Genomic DNA, 17,342 nt, shown 5'->3' with positions numbered 1-17,342 from the left:
TGAACGATCAGTCGGGGAAGACCAGATTAAATTGTTTCTCCTGGTCCGGGCTGCCGATCAGAATCAGGTTCGTCCCCTTTTGCAAAACCGTTTCGGGGGGAGGCACCACGATGGTCTCGCCCCCGCCGGGCGGTTCCAGGGCCACGATGGAGCAGCCTGTTCTGGGCCGGATCTGACAGTCGGCGATGGTCTTTTCGGCAAGGGACTGAGGCACTGAGCGGCGAAAAACGGTAATGCCCTCGGTGAGAAAAATGGAGGCTTTGGATTCGACGATGTTGAGCAGAATACTGGCGCCTACCGATGCTTTGGAGACGACAAAATCTGCGCCGGCAGCGTAGAGCTGGGAAACGTTTTCGTCTCGGTTGGCCCGGGCCACGATGCGGATGTGAGGGTGAGCGTGACGGCTGGCCAGGGTGAGGAAGATGTTGGTGCTGTCGTCATTGGTGGTGACAACCAGTCCGCGGGCTTTCTCGATGGAGGCCTGTTTGAGAATATGAACAACGGTGGCGTCGCCATAAACCGTCACATGCTCTTCGCATGCCGGGTTCTTTTCCCGATCGACGAGAATATAGGGGACCGGGCTGCGATCGAGAAAGGTCGCGGCGGCGCAGCCGATGCGCCCATGGCCAAGGATCAGGACCAGATCGTCGCCGGCCTCCTCCCCGACCAGTTTTTCCAGAGAATCCAGTTGTTCCCGCGTTCCCGCCAGCACCATCAGGGCTCTGTCTTCCAGCAGGGTATCGGCGGTGGGGATGGTCAGCTTGCCGCGTTCCCATAAACCGATAACGGCGAGTCCCGTGCGCCTCCGAACCTGCGCTTCGGCCAGCGTCTGACCGGAAAAGGGTGTGCCATGTACAGGAATTTCTGCGATTTTCAAGCTTCCGAAGCTGTCGAGAATATGGGCGATGGCACCGCGCGTGGTGGCGCGTGTCGCCAGATAGCGCCCCAGGATCTTGTGCAGGGGGATCGTGTTCCGGGCTCCCGCCAGGCGAAGCAGCTCAGCATTCCGGGCTTCCGACAACATGGCCACGACCGGAATGTCGCAACGCGCACGGGCCGCGAGACAGAGGTTGGCATTTTCAGGATCGCTCAGGTTGGCGACGATCAGACGGGCTTCCGTGATTTTCACCGCATCCAGAACACGGGGATCTATGGGTGGCCCGCAGATGACCTCGACCCCCTCCTCCTCTTCCAGCCGCAAAGCCTCCCCCTCATCGCAGGTCACGACGGCCACGGGAATATGACGGACCTGCAGTTTGGAAATCAAGGCCCGGGTGACGGCATCGACGCCGAAGATTAAAACATGACCGGATATTTTCGCGGGCAGCTCGCGGATTCGCCGGTAGCGAAGACGGTTTTCGATCCAGGGAGCGAGGAACAGGCTGACAAGGCCGAAAGGGAGAATGATCAGCAGGAAAACCACCCCCGATATGGTGACAACGGCAGCAAAAATGTATCCCAGATCGCTGTGAAAGGTAATGTCGCCGAACCCGAGGGTGGTCATCACCGTGATGGTCCAATAGATGCCGGCGATAAGGGAAAAATCGCGGCCCTCCAGATGGAACATGAGGAACCGGAACAGGACCGCGTAGATGAGAACCAATGAAAAGAGAAACGCGCAGTAGATGACCAAATATTTGATGTTTTGCCTGGCGCGTCCGCGAAGAAAGAAGGCCAGTTCAGCGGCAACCGTTTTCATTCTGTCCGATAAATTTGAATTCTATTGAAAGAAAAAATTGAATGGCCAGGCATAAGCCCCGGATCGTCCGACTGAAAGACTATGACAGTTGCCATCTTGCCCGTCAAGATTTCCCCTCCGAATGCCTTGCCTGCCGGACCTTTTGCCTGCACCGGACACTCGGACCAAAGGTTTTGCAGCTTCGGCGGCGGAGCTCGAAATTTCCTAATCCATGGTCACCAGCTCCAGGGAATGCTCCAGCCGGATACAGCCCCTGACGCTCATCGCTCCCGGGCATTTGTCTATGTAATTCTCCAGAGCCCAAAGGGCGCTGGTTTGTTCCTCCCGCGCCACTTCCAGCACATAGTGGACACGAATCTCCGTAATCCGGAGTACGCCCTCCAGGTTCTCGATATCACCTTCGACGTCGGCATGGAATCGATCGGCAGACGTTTTGATCTTCTGAGTCGCCAGCACGCTGGCGAAAGTCCCCATCATTCAAGCCGATACCCCGCCGATGATATGGTCCAGGGTGGCGGGATGCTCTTCCACCTCATCAACCTTGTAGAAATCCCGGATCCCCCCGTGAACTCCGTAAAAAACGGGCTCGGCAAAACCCTCTATCCAGGCTTTCCTGATCGGTCCCCGGTCTCTGGTGATGGTGATTTTCGACGTGTGAATGATCTCGGCCATAACAATGCCTCCTTCCGAATAGATTCCTGATGGTTAAACCTTACCGCCCATGAAAAGCCGGATGACCGAGACGCCCCTACCGATCCTGTACTTTCCGGAACCGGATATCGTCGTACCAAGCAGCGGCCGCCCCCCCGGTGTTGTCCGTATCGGTCATAATGGCAACGGCGCCGGCCGGTGGCGCATCATCGCCGAAGGCCGCTCGATAGTCGGCAGAGACATTCCTGCATTCGGACCTCCATTGGCCGATATTTTCCTTTCCGCTCTCGACCGCAACCATCATGGCATTGGAGGTAAAGGGGTTTGGCACAACCGCCCCGGGCGGCAGCTTGTTGCCCCAGATGTAATTGATTGTTCGGGTTTTCGGAAAGAACCAGTGGGGAAAGATAACATAGAGCCTGGCGGCATAATCATCCCCTTCCTTTTTTCTGGCGTCTCCCTTCGCCACGATATTGTCCACCTTCCAACGCCAGCAAAGGTTGGGGTATTCCGCCAGATCGATTTTCCGTTCGAAAATGAGAGCCGAGGCGGCGCCTCGGGACTCGGCTTTCAGGACCTGTCCCGTTTCATTCCGAACCACCCTGTAGTCGGTCCTCCCCGCCAGAACCTTTTCTGCCCAGCCCGGTCGCAGACCGGTCTCGAAATCATCGATGACCAGCTCCGTTTCAGCGGCATCCGCGAAGAGTGCCGGCAGCAGGAGCAGTGTCAGAATGATCGGGAAGAGCTGTTTCATGTCACATCCTGATGGCGGCAGTTTGGAAAATGAGCTCCCTTTGCGGTAATCTTATCTGCAAACTGCCGTTTTCACAGGGTAGCGGAAAAGAGAAATCATGAAGACAGTCTACCATCCGGGCGAACTCAAGATTCAGGAAAAAGTTGGCGCGCGCGAGGCCGCCGACCATGTCGGTCGTACGATTTACCCCCTGATTGCTCACATGTTCGTCGATTTCATCCAGAGTCAGCCCCTGGTCATTCTCGGCTTCAGCGACGACGCGGGGGAAACTTGGGCCTCCTTACTGACAGGAGAACCTGACTTCATGCAGGTTGTCGATGAACAGACGCTGCGCATCAAGGCCCTTCCTCATGAAGGAGATCCCCTGGAGCGTGAACTGCAGGATGGCAGCGAGCTCGGCCTGCTCCTGATCGATTTTGCGACCCGGCGCCGCCTCCGGCTGAACGGAAGGGGAGAAATGGAGCGGGACGGTTTCCTCGTGCATGCCCGGCAGGTCTATGCCAACTGTCCCCGCTACATTCAAGCGCGCAAGTGCGAGTGGAAAAAGATGTCGGCAGCCACCCCGAAGCCAGGGACATCAGGAAATAATCTCAATCCAGGACAGCAACAGCGCATCCGGCAGGCCGATACCTTTTTTATCGCCAGCACCCACCCCGTCGGCGGGGCAGACGTTTCCCACCGCGGCGGTTTCCCGGGATTCGTTCAGGTCATGGATGAACAGAGCCTGATCTGGCCCGAGTACAACGGCAACAGCATGTTCAACACGCTGGGAAACATCTGCGAAAATCCCAAAGCGGGATTGCTGTTCCCGGACTTCGAAAATGGCGGAACGCTCCAACTGTCGGGAACCGCTGAGATCGTGTGGGACGAGCAACGAGCCGCCGACTTCCCTGGCGCCGAACGGTTGATCGTATTCAAGACCGCCCGGGTCATCCAGACCGACAAGGCTATGGGCCTGTGCTGCAGCTTTCTCGAATACTCCCCCGACAATCCCTGGCCTTTTTGAGCGAAACCGTTGTCTGATCAGGCGCCTCGATCGAGATTCCCTAACCTCTCCAGGCAGGACTTCAGAGCCGCCCTGCAGAATTCATCCCGCTCCCCTCCGGGTAGAATCACCCCCGTCAGTTGCCGGAAGCGGGTGGACCGGCAACCCTTCTCCACCCGGAAGCCGAATAGGGCCGAAATGTCGTAGGCACCCACCAGGAAGGTATCCTCGATCTCGGCCCGGTAGCTCCCCGGGGCAGTCTCCGTCAAAGGTAGGGTGCTCACCTCCCCGTCGGGGCGCTCCAGGCGCAATCGTGCGCCCGGAAGGGCGGAGACGGGGAGGCCGTGGAGCCGGGGTTCGAAAAGGGCGGTCATGGGGGATCCAGGCTTGTAGTCGTTCTGGATCAGCCGGCCGGGGAGGAGAAGTCCCGTGACCCGGGCGGCGGCGATGACGCTGTAGAAGAGATCGGCCCGGGATCCGGGGGCAGCGGCATTGGCCACCCAGATCGTCCAGACGCCCGCCCAGTCCTCCGGATCGATCCGGCTCGCCCTGAAAATGAGATGGGACCCGTGCTGCCGGAAGGCGAACCCCGGGTTGGCCTGGGCCAGGGAAGGATCGATCATGCGACCGCCGGGGGTCTCCAGCCACACCCGCATGTACTTGGGATGGACGGCGGTAGGGCGACAGACGACGATGAACTGCACCTCCCGGTCGGCCCCGCAGACCTCGATGTCCGTCCGGTGGCGGGCTCCGGGACGCAGCACCAGTTGCGGATCGCGGATGAGGGAGCCACCGCCGAGATCGGCCAGGATCTGGGCGTAGAGCTTGTGCAGCAGGAATTCCCGGCTGCCGGTGAGCTCGCCGGTGACGAAAGCCGCCCCGCCATTTGCGGTGGCGATCTCCCCCACCTCCCGCTGGTACTGGTCGAGGCCGATCCCCACGGCGTAGACCCGCTGGGGAGGGACCCGCCCGGCGATCGTCTGTCGCGCCTCCTCGATGCCGATCCCCGTGTTCTGTCGCCCGTCGGTAAGGACCACCAAGGCCCGCTTTTCGACGGCAGCGCCGGCGAGCACATCGCTACCGGTGATCATCCCCTCGCCGATGGCAGTGTCCCCCTGGGGATCGAGAGCGTCGGACTCCAGCACCTGCCAGGCCTGCGCCTGGCTGTCTCCTCCGACATCCGCCAAGTCGAGGAGGACGTCCCCGGGATTCTCCGACTGCTGGTTGAAGCGCACGATCCCCACCCGCTGGTTCTCCCGCAGCATCCCCACGAAGAGTCCGGCGGCCTCTACCGCCACCTGTCTGCGGGTGCGATCGCCGATCCCCACCGGGTCTCCCATGCTCCCGGAACGGTCGAGTACGAGAACAGCATCGATAGGCGGGGGCGGGATCACCGTGGCTTTCAACGTCAGAGGGAGGATATCGTAATTTTCGGCATCGGTCCTCACCTCCACATCGGTAGTGACCAACCCCTCTCCGGTTTCCAAGGCAGTGAAGCCGACCAGCACCTGCACCTCTACGACTCCCTCGATGCCGGGAGGAGGGATGACGAAAACATAGGAGCCGTCCGGTCGCATCGCTCCGCCGGGGGGAAGTTGGGCATAGAAGAAGGGAGCAGGGAGAGGCGGCAGGATGACTTCGACTTCGGCTCCGCAATCGAAGTTGTCGTTGCCGAAAAGATTCATCACCGTAAAGGAGCGATACATGGTCAGCCCCTGGACCACCAATCCGAGATCCAGGGGGGCGTAGGGTTCGCCGTCGACCTCGAGCTGGAGCGCGGCCCGGCCGATGCAGACGGCGGCCCGGACTGCGACGGAGACCTCCGGAGCGCTGGAGAAGATTTGGAGAGTGGCGTTCACCTCTCCCGACAGAAACTGGGGGATGAGGATGATCTCCACCGGTACGCTCTCTCCTGGCTCGACCGTCTCGGGATGGGAACCGAGCAGAAAATTCGGATTGTCCAGTTCGAGCTCAACCCCGGTCACCGGCTCCTGCCCGGGATTGAGCAGCTCAACCGTGCCCACCGCCTCCCATCCCAGGGAAACGGTTCCCAAGTCGAGCAGCGGGGGGCTGGCCTTCAGAATCGGGGCGGGCGGAAGGTAGGAGCGGAGGCGGGTGTAAATAACCTCCCGGCAAACCGCGCAGAACCTCTTCCCTTCCCGCATGATGCATTCGTAGGCGGGGCGGTACAGGCCGCAGTGAAATTGCCCGGCCCCCTCGAAGAGCCCCGTCGCCTCGGCATCGTCGCCGGTCAGGGGATTGGAATCAGGACCGACTGTCGTGCAGTCAGGGTTCTGCTGGGTGGGGACAGGAATGTGCGCCGGAACCAGATGCCTCCACTTGAGGAGGGAGCGATCGGTGACGGCGGTGAGATTGGGCTCGGAAGGTTCGTCCCCGGAATGCTGGTTCTGGGCGGGCTCGTCGGCATCGGCCGCCCTGAGATAGCCGTACTCGTCCCCCAAACCGAAAGCGGTATGCCCCAGCTCGTGCACCGCCACGTTCCTCCAGTCGCCCGAGAGGTCCACCACCCCTACCTGCTCCCCCCCTGTCCCCCCGCCCTTGTTGTCGTTGACGATTACCAGAGCGTAGAGCCAGAGGGGGACCATTTCGTTGAGCACATCGGTGACAAGTTCGTCATCGACGATCAGAGTCCTTCGGATCTCGCCATCCCCGCAATAGGTAGCGTCGAAATAGGTGCTGCGGACGGCGCCCGTGCCTTCCGGGCATGCGGAGGGATCATCCGCCCCCGACTGGCTGGAGGCGATGTTGACCCGGTAGAGATTGACGGCTCCCATGACGGGGGAGAGGTCCGGGTGCTGAAGGAGATGTTCCTTCAGTTCGTCGCAGCGGGTGTTGAAGAGATCCTGCTGGGCCTGGGTGAACCCTTCGGCGACCAGGGGGATCGTGAAGCGCTCCCCGTCGGGGCCGTGGTCTAGGATCTTCGTCGCTCCCAGGATTGTGCCGTCAGCTGCGCCCATGGCTCTTCTCCGGAAGGGGGCTCCAGGGAATATGCGCCAGCACCTCCGAGCGGGAGCGGCGCTCGCGGAGGGACACCTGCTGTCCCCAGATGCGCAGGGACGCGATACCAGAAAGGGCGGGGACCGGCAGGTCGAGAAAAGCCCGGGGACGCCGGGTTGGGAGGCGGCGGGGTTTGCCCCCGTCGAATACTTCCACCGACTGCTCCGTCGGATCGACCATGGTCCGGCGAAACAGGACGCGCCCCTCGACATCGAGAAGCTCGATCCAGAAACCGCAGCGCCCTGCCCCTTCCGGAATTTTCGGCAGGAGATCGGAAGGGGGAAGGCGCAGGGGGCCGATGGCCAGCAGGCGGCGCAGGGACCAGGTCCCTTCCTCCCAGATCAAGCGCAACCGGAAAGCGGGGATGGGGCGGTTCAGATCGGCGACTCGGCTCATCTTCCGTCCTCCCAAGGCCAATAGGAGGCATTGCGGTAACACCCCAGGATGGTGATGGCGATCTTGAACCACAGGGCCATCAGGGTGTAGTAGCCAAAGGTGATAAAGGCGCCGACGAAGCACCCCACCGTCACCTCGAAGATGACCGTGACGATCCCCCAGACGAGGGCAATGACCGCCATGACGCTCGCCAGCAGGTCGAGCAGGAAAGAGGCCCACCTCCCCAGGGTGCAGTTCATGGTGGCGGCGATGCACAGGATGAAGAAGAGAATCCAGGAGGTGGCGGTGACCACGGCCAGGGCAATAGCGGCGACGATGGTGTAGGGGTTGGGGGCGCAGCCGGCAACCACGATGAGAATTCCGGTGACGATCAGCAGAACCAGGTTGGCGATGAGCCACAGCAGGCAGGGATCGAAAACGGCATTCCCGTCGGGCGGTGGAGGTTGCGGCGTCTCCCCGTTCCCCTCCCGGGGGGGCTCCTCCTCCGCCGGCGGACAGGGCTGCAGCAGCGCGGCGTCGAGGGTGTGGCCGTAGCGGCAGTCGGGGGAGAGCTCCAGTTCCACCTCCGGATGCTCCAGGTCGGTCGGTGTAAAGACCAGTTCGACGCTGCTCTCGTTTTCCTCCTCCAGGTAGTCGGTGACGGCGCGTCCGTCGCCGTATCGCCAGGGGATGTAACCGCTCACCGGATCCCCCGAGAACTGGGCGGAGATTTCCACGACCCGGTTCCCCTCCCCGTTGCAGCCGCCGTCGCGGGGAGAGCCGAAGCGCACCTCCGGACAGACGGCGGGACACGGCTGCAGCAGCCGCTCGGGAACCCGCAGGTGGTAGAGGCAGTCGGGGCTGATTTCAAAAGTAATCTCGGGATGCTCCAGGTCTCCCGGAGCGTAGAGGAGATCGACGGAGCTCTCGTTCTCCTCATTCAGATAGTCGTTGATCGTGCGGCCGTTGCCGTAATGCCAGGGATAGTAGCCGGTCAGGGGCTCTCCCGAGATCTGGGCGGTGACGGACAGAATGCGGTTCCCCTCCTCGTCGCAGCCGCCGTCCCGGACCGTCCCGAAGCTCACCTCCGGACAGGCGGCGGCACAGGGCTGGAGAAGGAGGCCGGGGATCTCCAGGGCGTATTCGCAATCGGGATTGAGGGCGAAGACGACCTGGAGATGCGCCAGATCGTCCTCCTCATAGGCGAGGGTGACCGTCGTCTGATTGCTGTCCTCGAAGGCGCTCTGGGCCTGACGGTCATCGCCAAAGCGCCACTGGACGAACTGATTCAGGGGAGGCCCCTGGACCGTGGCGGTGAGGGTGACCAGCCGCCGCTCCTGATCGTCGCATCCTGCGTCCTCCGGCTCGGAAAAGGTGACAGCCGGGCAGGCGGTGGGTTCGCAGAGCATCGTCAGTTCGACCTCGACATTGCATTCGGGTACACCGACGCATTCCGCCACCACCCGGGCTTTTCCCCCGCAGGGGACATCCTTGAAAAAGGCGCTCCAGGAGAAGGTATCGATGAGGTTGTTGTTGGTAAGGACCTGGGCTGTTTCAATGCGGGGAGGCCCGGATTCGGGAAAGAGGGTGACCTTGACTTCGGCATAATCGCCGCTGACGGAGGACAAGGTGGCGGGGCAGCCCTGCACGGTGCCGATGACGTTGACCGCCGTGAAGAGGTTCAGGGAAGGTTCGAAGTCCGCCCCCTCGATCCGGTCGACAACGATCTGGCACATAGAGAGCTCCTTTTGGAGTCTTACGGGTCAGGCCGCCCCCCATCGGCGTGCTGGAACCGGTTTCGGAATCTATGTTCGAAGTCTATCCCGGAGTCTGCAGGTGTCAATCGGTCACAACCTAGTCCGTAGGAACGCCGGCAAGTTAAATGTTTTAAAGATCAGAACTGCCGGCGTCGTCAAAAGCGCATCGCACCTATTTGCCCTTCTTGCCCTTACCTTTGTTTTTCTTTTTTCCCTTGCCCTTTTTTCCCTTGTCCTTCTGGTCCTTGCCCTTCTTCTCCTTGCCTTTTTTCTCCTTGTCCTTCTTAACCGTGCCTGCATCCTTTTGGCTTTTTTTGCCACCCTCCTTCCCAGGTCTTTTTTCTTTTATATCGGCAGGCTTGGCAGGTTTTTCCTCTTCGGCGACCAATTCCGACGGCTTTGCCGAAGAGATCAGGGTCGGTTCGGTGTCCTGCTGTTCGGCAGACTGCACGGCGGAGGCTGGATTGAAAACCTCCATGCGATCGCGCAAAAAGATCTGCAGCAGATACCGCACCTGGCCAAGGGTCAGCCCGCTCTGACCAGCTGCCACGCCCTGGGTCACCCCCTGGTCCAGAGCAATCAGCGCGGCAGCTCGTTGGCTGTCGAGCCCGGCGCGAAGATCGACCAGCGCCAGGCATCGAATTTTTTCCTCAGCGGAAAGTATGACCTTGCGAGCGGGACTTTTGCGGTTTTCCATCGGAACCCTCCTTTCGAATTTACGTCATGGTGTTAACGGCCCTGATGGGCATGCTTTCCATTCAAGGCATCCTCAATTCGACAGACCAGAGTTTTTAAGACCTTGATCCGGGCATAAGACTTGTCGTTGGCTTCAACCAGGGTCCAGGGAGCGATTTCGGTGCTGGTCCGTTCGATCATGTCGCAAGCAGCCGCTTCATAGGCATCCCAGTTTTCCCGGTTGCGCCAATCTTCCCCAGTGATCTTGAAACGTTTGAAGCCGACCTTTTCCCTTTCCTCAAAACGCCGCAACTGTTCGTCCTTGCTGATCGAGAGCCAGAACTTGACAACCACCGTCTGATGGCGGATCAACTGCTCCTCGAAATCGTTGATCTCGCCGTAGGCCCTCATCCAGTCGGCCTGGGAGCAGAAATTTTCCACCCTTTCCACCAGAACCCGGCCATACCAGGACCGGTCGAAAATGGCGAACCGGCCCCGTCGCGGCAGATGACGCCAGAACCGCCAGAGATAAGGCCGCGCCCGCTCCTCATCGGTGGGTGCGGCGACGGGGACGACCCGATAGAACCGGGCATCGAGAGCCTGGATAATGCGCCGGATGCTGCCCCCCTTGCCGGCGGCGTCATACCCTTCGAAGACCACCACAACCGACAGATTCCGAAAGCCGTCCGCCCGGGAAAGCCGGTTCAGACGCCCCTGCCATTCGGCCAGTTGATCCCGGTACTCTTTTTTGGGCAGGGCAAGATTCGGATCGAGAATCTGCAGAATGCGCAAGTCGTCTATGGCGGTGGTCATGAGCGGAAGGCTGTTCGAAGCCGGCAGGATAAGGTCGTTTTCGAGGCGGCGTGACAATGCTTCGTGAATCATTTTGCCGATGGTGAGATAGCGGTAACGCGGATCGGCTCCCTCGACCACCGTCCAGGGAGCCTCAGGGGTGCTGGTGCTGCGCAGCATGCGTTCGGAGACCTGGCGGAACCGGTCGTACAGTTTATAATGCTGCCAATCGGTTTTGGTCACCCGCCATCGGGTTCGGGGGTCCGATTCCAGCTCCTTGAGACGTTCTTTCTGGGCTTTTTTCGACAGGTGCAGCCAGAACTTGAGAATCAGACAGCCTTCCCGGCACAGCATCTGCTCGAAACGCAAATTTCGGTCGAGGTACTGATCGAGCTCGGCGTTGCCGATTTCGCCATAGACATTTCGCAGCAGGGGAACCGAGTACCAGGTGCCGATAAAAATGCTGATTTTCCCTTTGCTCGGCAGAACCCGCCAGAAACGGAACATGGGGGGCCGTTCCCGCTCTTCGTCCGTTAATTCGCGCAGAGCGTGGGTTTCGAGGTGGCGCGTATCAAGCCATTCGTTCAAAACGTTGACCGTTTCTCCCTTGCCCGCGCAGTCCACTCCGCCCACCAGCAGCAGGACGGAGAAGTTCTTTTTCTCCAGCAGGTCATACTGCACATCGAGCAGCTTCTCCCGCAATTGGGGAACCTCCTGCTTGTAATCCTGTTTGCTGATGCGATGGCCGAGCTCGGCGGATTCGAACATGGCGACACCCTTTTTAGAAAGCTGCGCGAGGCGAACAACAGATTTTTTAATCATAGTTTTAATTTTTCCAAACTCAAGGTATTACAATGAAAAAGGAGACTTACTGCCTCAAAGTGACGGGCGAAACCCTCAGCAGAAGGCGCCCTAACGTGACGTGCCATTGCAGTAAAAGCCATCTGCGATACGATTGGTGGTGACAGGGCTGGGAAAAACAAGGAACAACAACCGATTGGAGGATAAATTATGACCAAGCCCTACGTTCGCCTGGACAAGACAGATGCGGCGGTACTGCTCGTGGATCATCAAACCGGGCTGCTGTCGCTGGTGCGCGATATCGAGCCGGCGGCGTTCGTCAACAGCGTCCTGGCTCTTGCCGATCTCGCCAGATACTTCGGCCTGCCGACCATTCTCACGACCAGCTTCGAGGACGGGCCCAACGGGCCGTTGATGCCGGAACTCAAGGAAATCTTTCCGGATGCTCCCACTATCGCCCGGCCGGGGCAGATCAACGCCTGGGACAATGAAGACTTTGTTGCTGCGGTAAAAGAGACGGGAAAAAAGCAGCTGATCATCGCCGGGATCGTAACCGAGGTGTGCGTCGCTTTCCCGGCGCTTTCAGCCCTGGAGGAGGGGTACGAGGTTTTCGTGGTGACCGATGCCTCGGGGACCTTCAACGAGGTGACCCGACACTCCGCCTGGGAGCGGATGTCGGCGGCGGGCGCCCAGCTGATGAGCTGGTTCGGAGTGGCGTGCGAACTGCATCGCGACTGGCGCAACGACGTCGAGGGGCTGGGGCGCCTGTTTTCCAACCATATTCCCGATTATCGCAATCTGATCACCAGCTATAACACAATCAAGGCGGGAAAATAGATACAATCTGGGAATGCCGCACTTCTGCACCGGTGCCCGGGGACACCGGTGCAGTTGCGAGGTTTTGGCTACAATCCACCCATTTCAGCGCTGCCCGGGAGTGCTGAAGCTCCAGGTCGGGCTCCAATCGGATGCTTCATTCAGTGAATCCACAGCGCGGACCCGCCAGTAGTAGGTCGTCCCTTCCTCCAAAGTGTCCTGCACCTCAAGCGTCAAAGCGGCAATTTCTTCGGGATCCTCAACGTTTTGCGTATTGTCACTGCTGCTGCCGCCACCGCAGCCGCCCACCAGTGCGCCGGTCAAAACCAGCCCTGCAGCGAGAATCGCCAGCCGGCGACGACGTCCATTGATCAGGCAAGCGCCGCCGAGCAAAATTCCGGCGATGCCGAGGCTGCCGACCAGCGGCTCGCCGAGCCAGACCATCCGGCTCAAGGTATTTTCCGATGAAAACCCGGGATCTGTGCAGATCTGCACTTCGTAGCCGGCAATCTCGCCCTGCGCGGGCGCCTTGACCGGAAGCCAGCTCAGCAAGGGACTGGAACCGGCAACTGCGGCACCATTGAAAGGGGACAGCAGAACCGGAGTTGTCGAGAAGAAAGCGTGAGAACGCAAATAGGGAAAGGTGACCCCCTCGACAATCTGCCAGACCGCGGTGAAATCCCAGCCGGCAAAGGCGGCCACGGTTCCCATCTGAGCGGTCGTCAGCGGTTCCCCCTTGCCGGTATCGGACTGTCCGCTGATGTCGCTGTTGTAGTAGGAGTTGACCACAAAGGCCTGATCGAAACCTGGGGTGCCGACCAATCCGCCGGTATTCTGGCTGCCGGACACCGCTCCGGCCGCATAGACGTTTTCAATCCGGACGTTGTTCCATACTTCGCCGATCAGCCCGCCCACGGACCGGAATCCCGACACGTTTCCGGTCGCATAGGAGTTCGTAATCGTGGCATGGGCGGCCGCACCGACCATGCCGCCGATCTTTTCTCCCGCACTGGAACTGATCGATACGGAGGCATGGGAATTTTCGATACTTCCCGACAGATACCCGACAAACCCGCCTGCGTACCACTGCATGCCGCTGGCCAGGTCGATCTGGCCCGAAACCTGGCAATTGTGCAGGCTGCCCCCTTCAAGATAGCCGGAAATGCCGCCCGCATGGCCGGTTGCCGTGATGGCAATATTCTCCAGACGAAGATTGCTGATGGTGCCCTGATAGCCGACCCGCCCAAACAGACTCGCATAGGTTTCGCTATTGGTGGTGTTGATCGTCAGGTTTTTGATGGTGTAGCCGTTGCCGTCGTAGGTTCCGCGAAACGAGACCGCATCGAGATATCCGCCGATCGGCTCCCAGCCCGCTCCGGTATTCCAGGGCGATACGCCCAGATCGATATCGGCCACCTGGATGAAATGCTTGTCGACATGGGCCTCGCCTCGATAGCTCTTCAATTGGGCCAATTGGGCCGCGGTCGCCACCTGGAACGGGTCGCCTTCGCTGCCGTCACCCCCGGCAAAACTCACCGGCGCCGATTCCTGGGCCCCGATATCGATGCCGGCTCCCTGGGGGCGGACTGCGCCAAAAAGATCTTCAAAAACTACAGCGTCCTCCGTCGCTATGGCATCGAGGGCCGGACTCCCCTCGCCCGGAACGTAGGTTCCGACCGTCGGGAAGTCATCCGCATACAGTGGTGAATCACTCAACCCTGGCGACTGAGCATTGATGCCTCCAATCGCCGATGAAAAATAGCACGACCCGTCGCTGCTGAGATTATGACCATAGGGAGCATCGGGATAATAAAAATAATCCGGATTCAATGAGGCATTGCCCCGGCTCGAATCCGAGATCTGATAGCAGTTTTCGTAAGTGTCAGCGCCGAGATACTGTTTATTCTCGGCGACAAGATTTCCGAACATATCAAACGATGGCGCTCCGTTTCCAACAAGGCCTCTCCCTTCGTTGAAAGCGATTGTACAATGGACCAACTGGGCCCGGCTTCCCTGATCCAGGATCAGGCCGCCCCCGATTTCCGCCTCGTTATGAGAAACAGAAACATTGGTCAGCGTCAAGTTCCCGCCGATGATGGTTTCATAAGCGTAATATCTGCCGTTACCGGCGTTATTGACTCCACCGCCGGAAGAAACGGCAGCGTTGTATTCGATGGCGGATCGATCGATATCGATCACCGCGCTGTTGCTGACACCATTATGGATGCCACCCCCGGACCCGTAGACGAAACCGGGATTGTCCGGATCGACCGGTGATTGGGCCTGGTTATGAGTTATCCGGACCATGGAGCCGTCGAGGCTGCCGTAATTGGCAATGCCGCCGCCGTAGGTTGCCAGATTCTCTGTAATCAGGACGCGATCGAGGTGGAGGGCCCCTTCGTTCAATACCCCGCCCCCCTGCTCCCCGAGCCCGGCGCCCTCTGCCCTGCCCCCCTGGACAGCCAGGTTGCGCAAGGCAAGGTGCGCTCCTGCGGCGACATGAAACACACGGTCGATCCCGTCGGCATCGATGATGGTTTCGCCGCCCTCGCCGGTGATAACAGTCTGGGCAAGGATATCCAGATCCCCTGTGGCTGCCGCGTCTTCACCCCTGCCCGCCAGAGCCAGGATGTAATGCCCGGCAGGAAGAGTGATGACAAAGTCAGTGCCCTGCGGATCAAACTCAATCCCTCCGGCCGCAACCTGATTCATTTCCATGACGGCGGCGCGCAGGGTGCAGTTGCCCGAAACATCGGCACAAAGACCATCACCCGGAAGGGCATCGGGAGCGTCTGCGGCACTGTTCACGGTAAAACTTGCGATGGCGTCTACGGCACAGACGGAAGAGAATCCGGCAACAAGAAAAAAACCAACCAAAACCATCCTGATCCTTGCAGAAAGCATGTTTTGACCTCATGTTTGTCGTTAAGACGGAATTATTTTTCTCCTGAAGTGTGTCACTGCCAGCGTGCGACACAGGTCGCATTGCCGCTTCTCCAGATGATGATGTCGCCCCTGGTTTTCGGAAAAAAGTCACTCACATCGTTATCCGTCAACCGGATCACCTGCGGGTCATCGGCGTGGACATCGAAAAGATAGATTTCGCCCTCGGCGCGCCAGGCCAAACGCCCTCCATCCATGGTCAGGTCGCCTTTGGAGGCTCCATCCTCCGTCACCCTCACGACCTCTGGAGCAGACGCAGTGAGATCAAGGTAAAAAATGTCATGGTGCCAGGAGCTTTCGGCCTGCACAGTCCCCGTCCAGGCAATGATCCGGTCGCTGACCACCCCAACGCGGTCATCGGAATCGCTGCTGTTTGTGACCTGCACCTCCCCCGGCGATGCGGCGTTGAGATCGACGTACCAGACATCGTTGATGTTTCCGGTATTTTGGCGGTACCAGGTGATAATGCCTCCGTTGACCATCGGACCGGATTCCCAGAGGCTGTTATTGGTCAGGTTGACAGGCTGGGGAGAGGCGGCATTGAGATCGTAATAATACACCTCGTAATTGGGCCAGATGCCGCCAAGCCAGGTGATGAGGCCATCGTGCACCCGAGGGGAGAGATTTTCCTGGCCCGCCACAGCAATCGCAGCAGGTGCGGGGTTCTCACTCTTCAAATCGACATAATAAATCTGGTAATCACCGCCGTCCCCCTGCCCGCGCCAGACAACAACCCGATCACTGACCTGGGGGACTTCTTTCCATAGGCTGTCATCGGTCAACTTGGTGACTTCACGCTCAACTGCATTGAGGTCGCAGCAATAGATCTCGTTGCTCGTCCCATCATAGCCGCGCCACACGACTACGCCGTCATCCATCTCCAGGGTGGCAACATCCAACCCGAGAGGCGTTATGGCAAAAGGCGCGATTTCTTCCCCTGCGGATTGCACAAAGATTCGATAATGCGCCCCCATGGAAAGCCAGACCGGGTAACCGTTACCCGCTGAAATCATTGTGATCTGGCTGTAGGGCAAATCGGCAAGCTGAACGGTTGTCGCCGTAGCCGGATCATGCGTCATGATTCTGCTGCGGGCAGCCTCCTCGGTCCGCCAGAATATCTTCCCCCCGCTGATCAGCGGTTCATAGTTATGGTACGCGCTGTCCGTCACCTGAATGATGGCCGGTTCCGTCGCATCAAGGTCGTAATAGAAAACCTGCCCCCTGTCGTCAACGGAAGCCGTCCAGGCAATAAGACCCTCCCGGACATGGCTCAGGCGATCGTATTGGGCTGGCGTGGGCAATGCCTGAATGTTTCCCGGATTCTCCATGTCCACATAAAAGATGGTTTCCTGGCCACCCGAAAATCCGTCCCAGGCGATGTACCGGTCATGCACCCGGGGATGGCGGTCGTCGGTCGCATTGCTGGTGAGTTTCATCGCCGGCGTTCCATCCTGGGTCAGATCGCAGTAAAAGATTTCGACATCGTTTCCCGCATCGGAGCCTTGCCAGACAATCAACCGGTCATGAATGTTGGCCTGCCAATGAGCGAGATGCGTCTGGCCGGCCGGTTGCACGACAGCCGGACTGGCTGCTCTCAGGTCGTAATAGGCCACCCGCCAATCCAGGTCGCTTTCACTCCAGACGATGACACCCGCATCAATCTTCACCATGATGCGCGATTTTTCCTCGGTGGTGATCCGCTCAGGAGAAGGGTCCGCAGAGCCCAGGGTGAGATGATAAACATGGTTGTCCGCGCGATCGATCCAGACCAGTTCGCCTGAACTGATCGCAAAGTATTCGATTCTGCTGACGGAACTTGCCACCAGCACCGGCTCGGCGGCACTTTCACTATCCACCACAAAGAGGTGCTTGCCCTGGGAGACAAAAGCGACATACCTTCCATCGAACACCATGTCCTGCGGATAGTGTTCGGGCGGCAACGATTGGGTCACATTTCTGGCTTGAATGCCGTCGTAAAGGGAAATGCCCTGGCGGTCCTTGGCCTTCCACGCCAGCCACTGCCCATCGGTCGCCACCAGATCCGTCTCCACCGAATTCACCGAGACGACTGCGGGA

General features: G+C 59.5%; 13 protein-coding genes. 2 read left to right on the top strand and 11 right to left on the bottom strand.

The window, feature by feature from the left end:
* Positions 1 to 7: 7 nt before the first annotated feature.
* The 4 genes from R2940_10065 to R2940_10050 form a co-directional block, all read right to left on the bottom strand.
* Positions 8 to 1,699: an NAD-binding protein gene (locus R2940_10065; protein ID MEZ4600116.1), complete on the bottom strand. Its 1,692-nt coding sequence runs from the start codon at positions 1,697 to 1,699 to the stop codon at positions 8 to 10.
* A 204-nt stretch (positions 1,700 to 1,903) separates the two neighbouring features.
* Positions 1,904 to 2,176 carry a hypothetical protein gene (locus tag R2940_10060; protein ID MEZ4600115.1) on the bottom strand — a complete coding sequence of 91 codons (273 nt, stop codon included), beginning with the start codon at positions 2,174 to 2,176 and terminating at the stop codon, positions 1,904 to 1,906.
* Positions 2,177 to 2,371: a hypothetical protein gene (locus R2940_10055; GenBank protein MEZ4600114.1), complete on the bottom strand. Its 195-nt coding sequence runs from the start codon at positions 2,369 to 2,371 to the stop codon at positions 2,177 to 2,179.
* 76 nt (positions 2,372 to 2,447) lie between these two features.
* Positions 2,448 to 3,104 (bottom strand): DUF3047 domain-containing protein, encoded by a 657-nt coding sequence (locus R2940_10050; GenBank protein MEZ4600113.1) that lies wholly within the window; start codon positions 3,102 to 3,104, stop codon positions 2,448 to 2,450.
* A 97-nt stretch (positions 3,105 to 3,201) separates the two neighbouring features.
* On the opposite strand from R2940_10050, the gene R2940_10045 reads away from it, so the two are divergent.
* Entirely contained in the window at positions 3,202 to 4,110 is a 909-nt protein-coding gene (locus tag R2940_10045) for a pyridoxamine 5'-phosphate oxidase family protein (protein MEZ4600112.1), read from the top strand.
* Between the two features lie 17 nt (positions 4,111 to 4,127).
* On the opposite strand, the gene R2940_10040 is transcribed toward R2940_10045, so the two are convergent.
* The 5 genes from R2940_10040 to pap all read right to left on the bottom strand — a co-directional run bounded on the left by R2940_10040 (position 4,128) and on the right by pap (position 11,474).
* The gene (locus R2940_10040) at positions 4,128 to 7,067 is read right to left on the bottom strand and encodes a M64 family metallopeptidase (GenBank protein ID MEZ4600111.1); all 2,940 of its coding nucleotides are present in this window, start codon (positions 7,065 to 7,067) and stop codon (positions 4,128 to 4,130) included.
* Complete coding sequence (locus R2940_10035; protein ID MEZ4600110.1) at positions 7,054 to 7,503, bottom strand: hypothetical protein; 450 nt, start codon at positions 7,501 to 7,503, stop codon at positions 7,054 to 7,056. Before R2940_10035 ends, R2940_10040 begins: the two co-directional genes overlap by 14 nt.
* Complete coding sequence (locus R2940_10030) at positions 7,500 to 9,218, bottom strand: hypothetical protein (protein MEZ4600109.1); 1,719 nt, start codon at positions 9,216 to 9,218, stop codon at positions 7,500 to 7,502. The genes R2940_10035 and R2940_10030 overlap by 4 nt, the downstream gene beginning before the upstream one ends.
* A gap of 193 nt (positions 9,219 to 9,411) precedes the next feature.
* On the bottom strand, positions 9,412 to 9,936 hold the full coding sequence (locus R2940_10025) for a hypothetical protein (GenBank protein MEZ4600108.1): 525 nt from the start codon (positions 9,934 to 9,936) through the stop codon (positions 9,412 to 9,414).
* 32 nt (positions 9,937 to 9,968) lie between these two features.
* On the bottom strand, positions 9,969 to 11,474 hold the full coding sequence (gene pap, locus R2940_10020; protein MEZ4600107.1) for a polyphosphate:AMP phosphotransferase: 1,506 nt from the start codon (positions 11,472 to 11,474) through the stop codon (positions 9,969 to 9,971).
* Positions 11,475 to 11,717: 243 nt separating this feature from the next.
* Here pap and ycaC point away from each other — a divergent pair, with 243 nt between their 5' ends.
* Positions 11,718 to 12,344 (top strand): isochorismate family cysteine hydrolase YcaC, encoded by a 627-nt coding sequence (gene ycaC, locus R2940_10015; protein MEZ4600106.1) that lies wholly within the window; start codon positions 11,718 to 11,720, stop codon positions 12,342 to 12,344.
* Positions 12,345 to 12,428: 84 nt separating this feature from the next.
* Here the strand turns inward: ycaC and R2940_10010 are convergent, their stop codons facing one another.
* A complete protein-coding gene (locus R2940_10010; protein MEZ4600105.1) occupies positions 12,429 to 15,206 on the bottom strand; it encodes a GLUG motif-containing protein in 2,778 nt (925 codons plus the stop codon).
* 74 nt (positions 15,207 to 15,280) lie between these two features.
* Complete coding sequence (locus R2940_10005) at positions 15,281 to 17,317, bottom strand: hypothetical protein (GenBank protein MEZ4600104.1); 2,037 nt, start codon at positions 17,315 to 17,317, stop codon at positions 15,281 to 15,283.
* Positions 17,318 to 17,342: the final 25 nt, after the last annotated feature.

The sequence above is a fragment of the Syntrophotaleaceae bacterium genome, from assembly GCA_041390365.1.
GTDB lineage: Bacteria > Desulfobacterota > Desulfuromonadia > Desulfuromonadales > Syntrophotaleaceae > JAWKQB01.
The sequence above is the reverse complement of the archived record's forward strand: the minus strand, read 5'-3'. Positions and strand labels throughout refer to the sequence as shown.

Excerpts from the sequence above, each read along its gene's own strand:
- R2940_10050 (MEZ4600113.1), bottom strand. The coding sequence starts at position 3,104 with ATGAAACAGCTCTTCCCGATCATTCTGACACTGCTCCTGCTGCCGGCA.
- R2940_10045 (MEZ4600112.1), top strand. The coding sequence starts at position 3,202 with ATGAAGACAGTCTACCATCCGGGCGAACTCAAGATTCAGGAAAAAGTT.
- R2940_10040 (MEZ4600111.1), bottom strand. The coding sequence starts at position 7,067 with ATGGGCGCAGCTGACGGCACAATCCTGGGAGCGACGAAGATCCTAGAC.
- R2940_10025 (MEZ4600108.1), bottom strand. The coding sequence starts at position 9,936 with ATGGAAAACCGCAAAAGTCCCGCTCGCAAGGTCATACTTTCCGCTGAG.
- R2940_10060 (MEZ4600115.1), bottom strand. The coding sequence starts at position 2,176 with ATGATGGGGACTTTCGCCAGCGTGCTGGCGACTCAGAAGATCAAAACG.
- R2940_10055 (MEZ4600114.1), bottom strand. The coding sequence starts at position 2,371 with ATGGCCGAGATCATTCACACGTCGAAAATCACCATCACCAGAGACCGG.
- R2940_10035 (MEZ4600110.1), bottom strand. The coding sequence starts at position 7,503 with ATGAGCCGAGTCGCCGATCTGAACCGCCCCATCCCCGCTTTCCGGTTG.
- R2940_10010 (MEZ4600105.1), bottom strand. The coding sequence starts at position 15,206 with ATGGTTTTGGTTGGTTTTTTTCTTGTTGCCGGATTCTCTTCCGTCTGT.
- pap (MEZ4600107.1), bottom strand. The coding sequence starts at position 11,474 with ATGTTCGAATCCGCCGAGCTCGGCCATCGCATCAGCAAACAGGATTAC.
- R2940_10030 (MEZ4600109.1), bottom strand. The coding sequence starts at position 9,218 with ATGTGCCAGATCGTTGTCGACCGGATCGAGGGGGCGGACTTCGAACCT.
- R2940_10065 (MEZ4600116.1), bottom strand. The coding sequence starts at position 1,699 with ATGAAAACGGTTGCCGCTGAACTGGCCTTCTTTCTTCGCGGACGCGCC.
- ycaC (MEZ4600106.1), top strand. The coding sequence starts at position 11,718 with ATGACCAAGCCCTACGTTCGCCTGGACAAGACAGATGCGGCGGTACTG.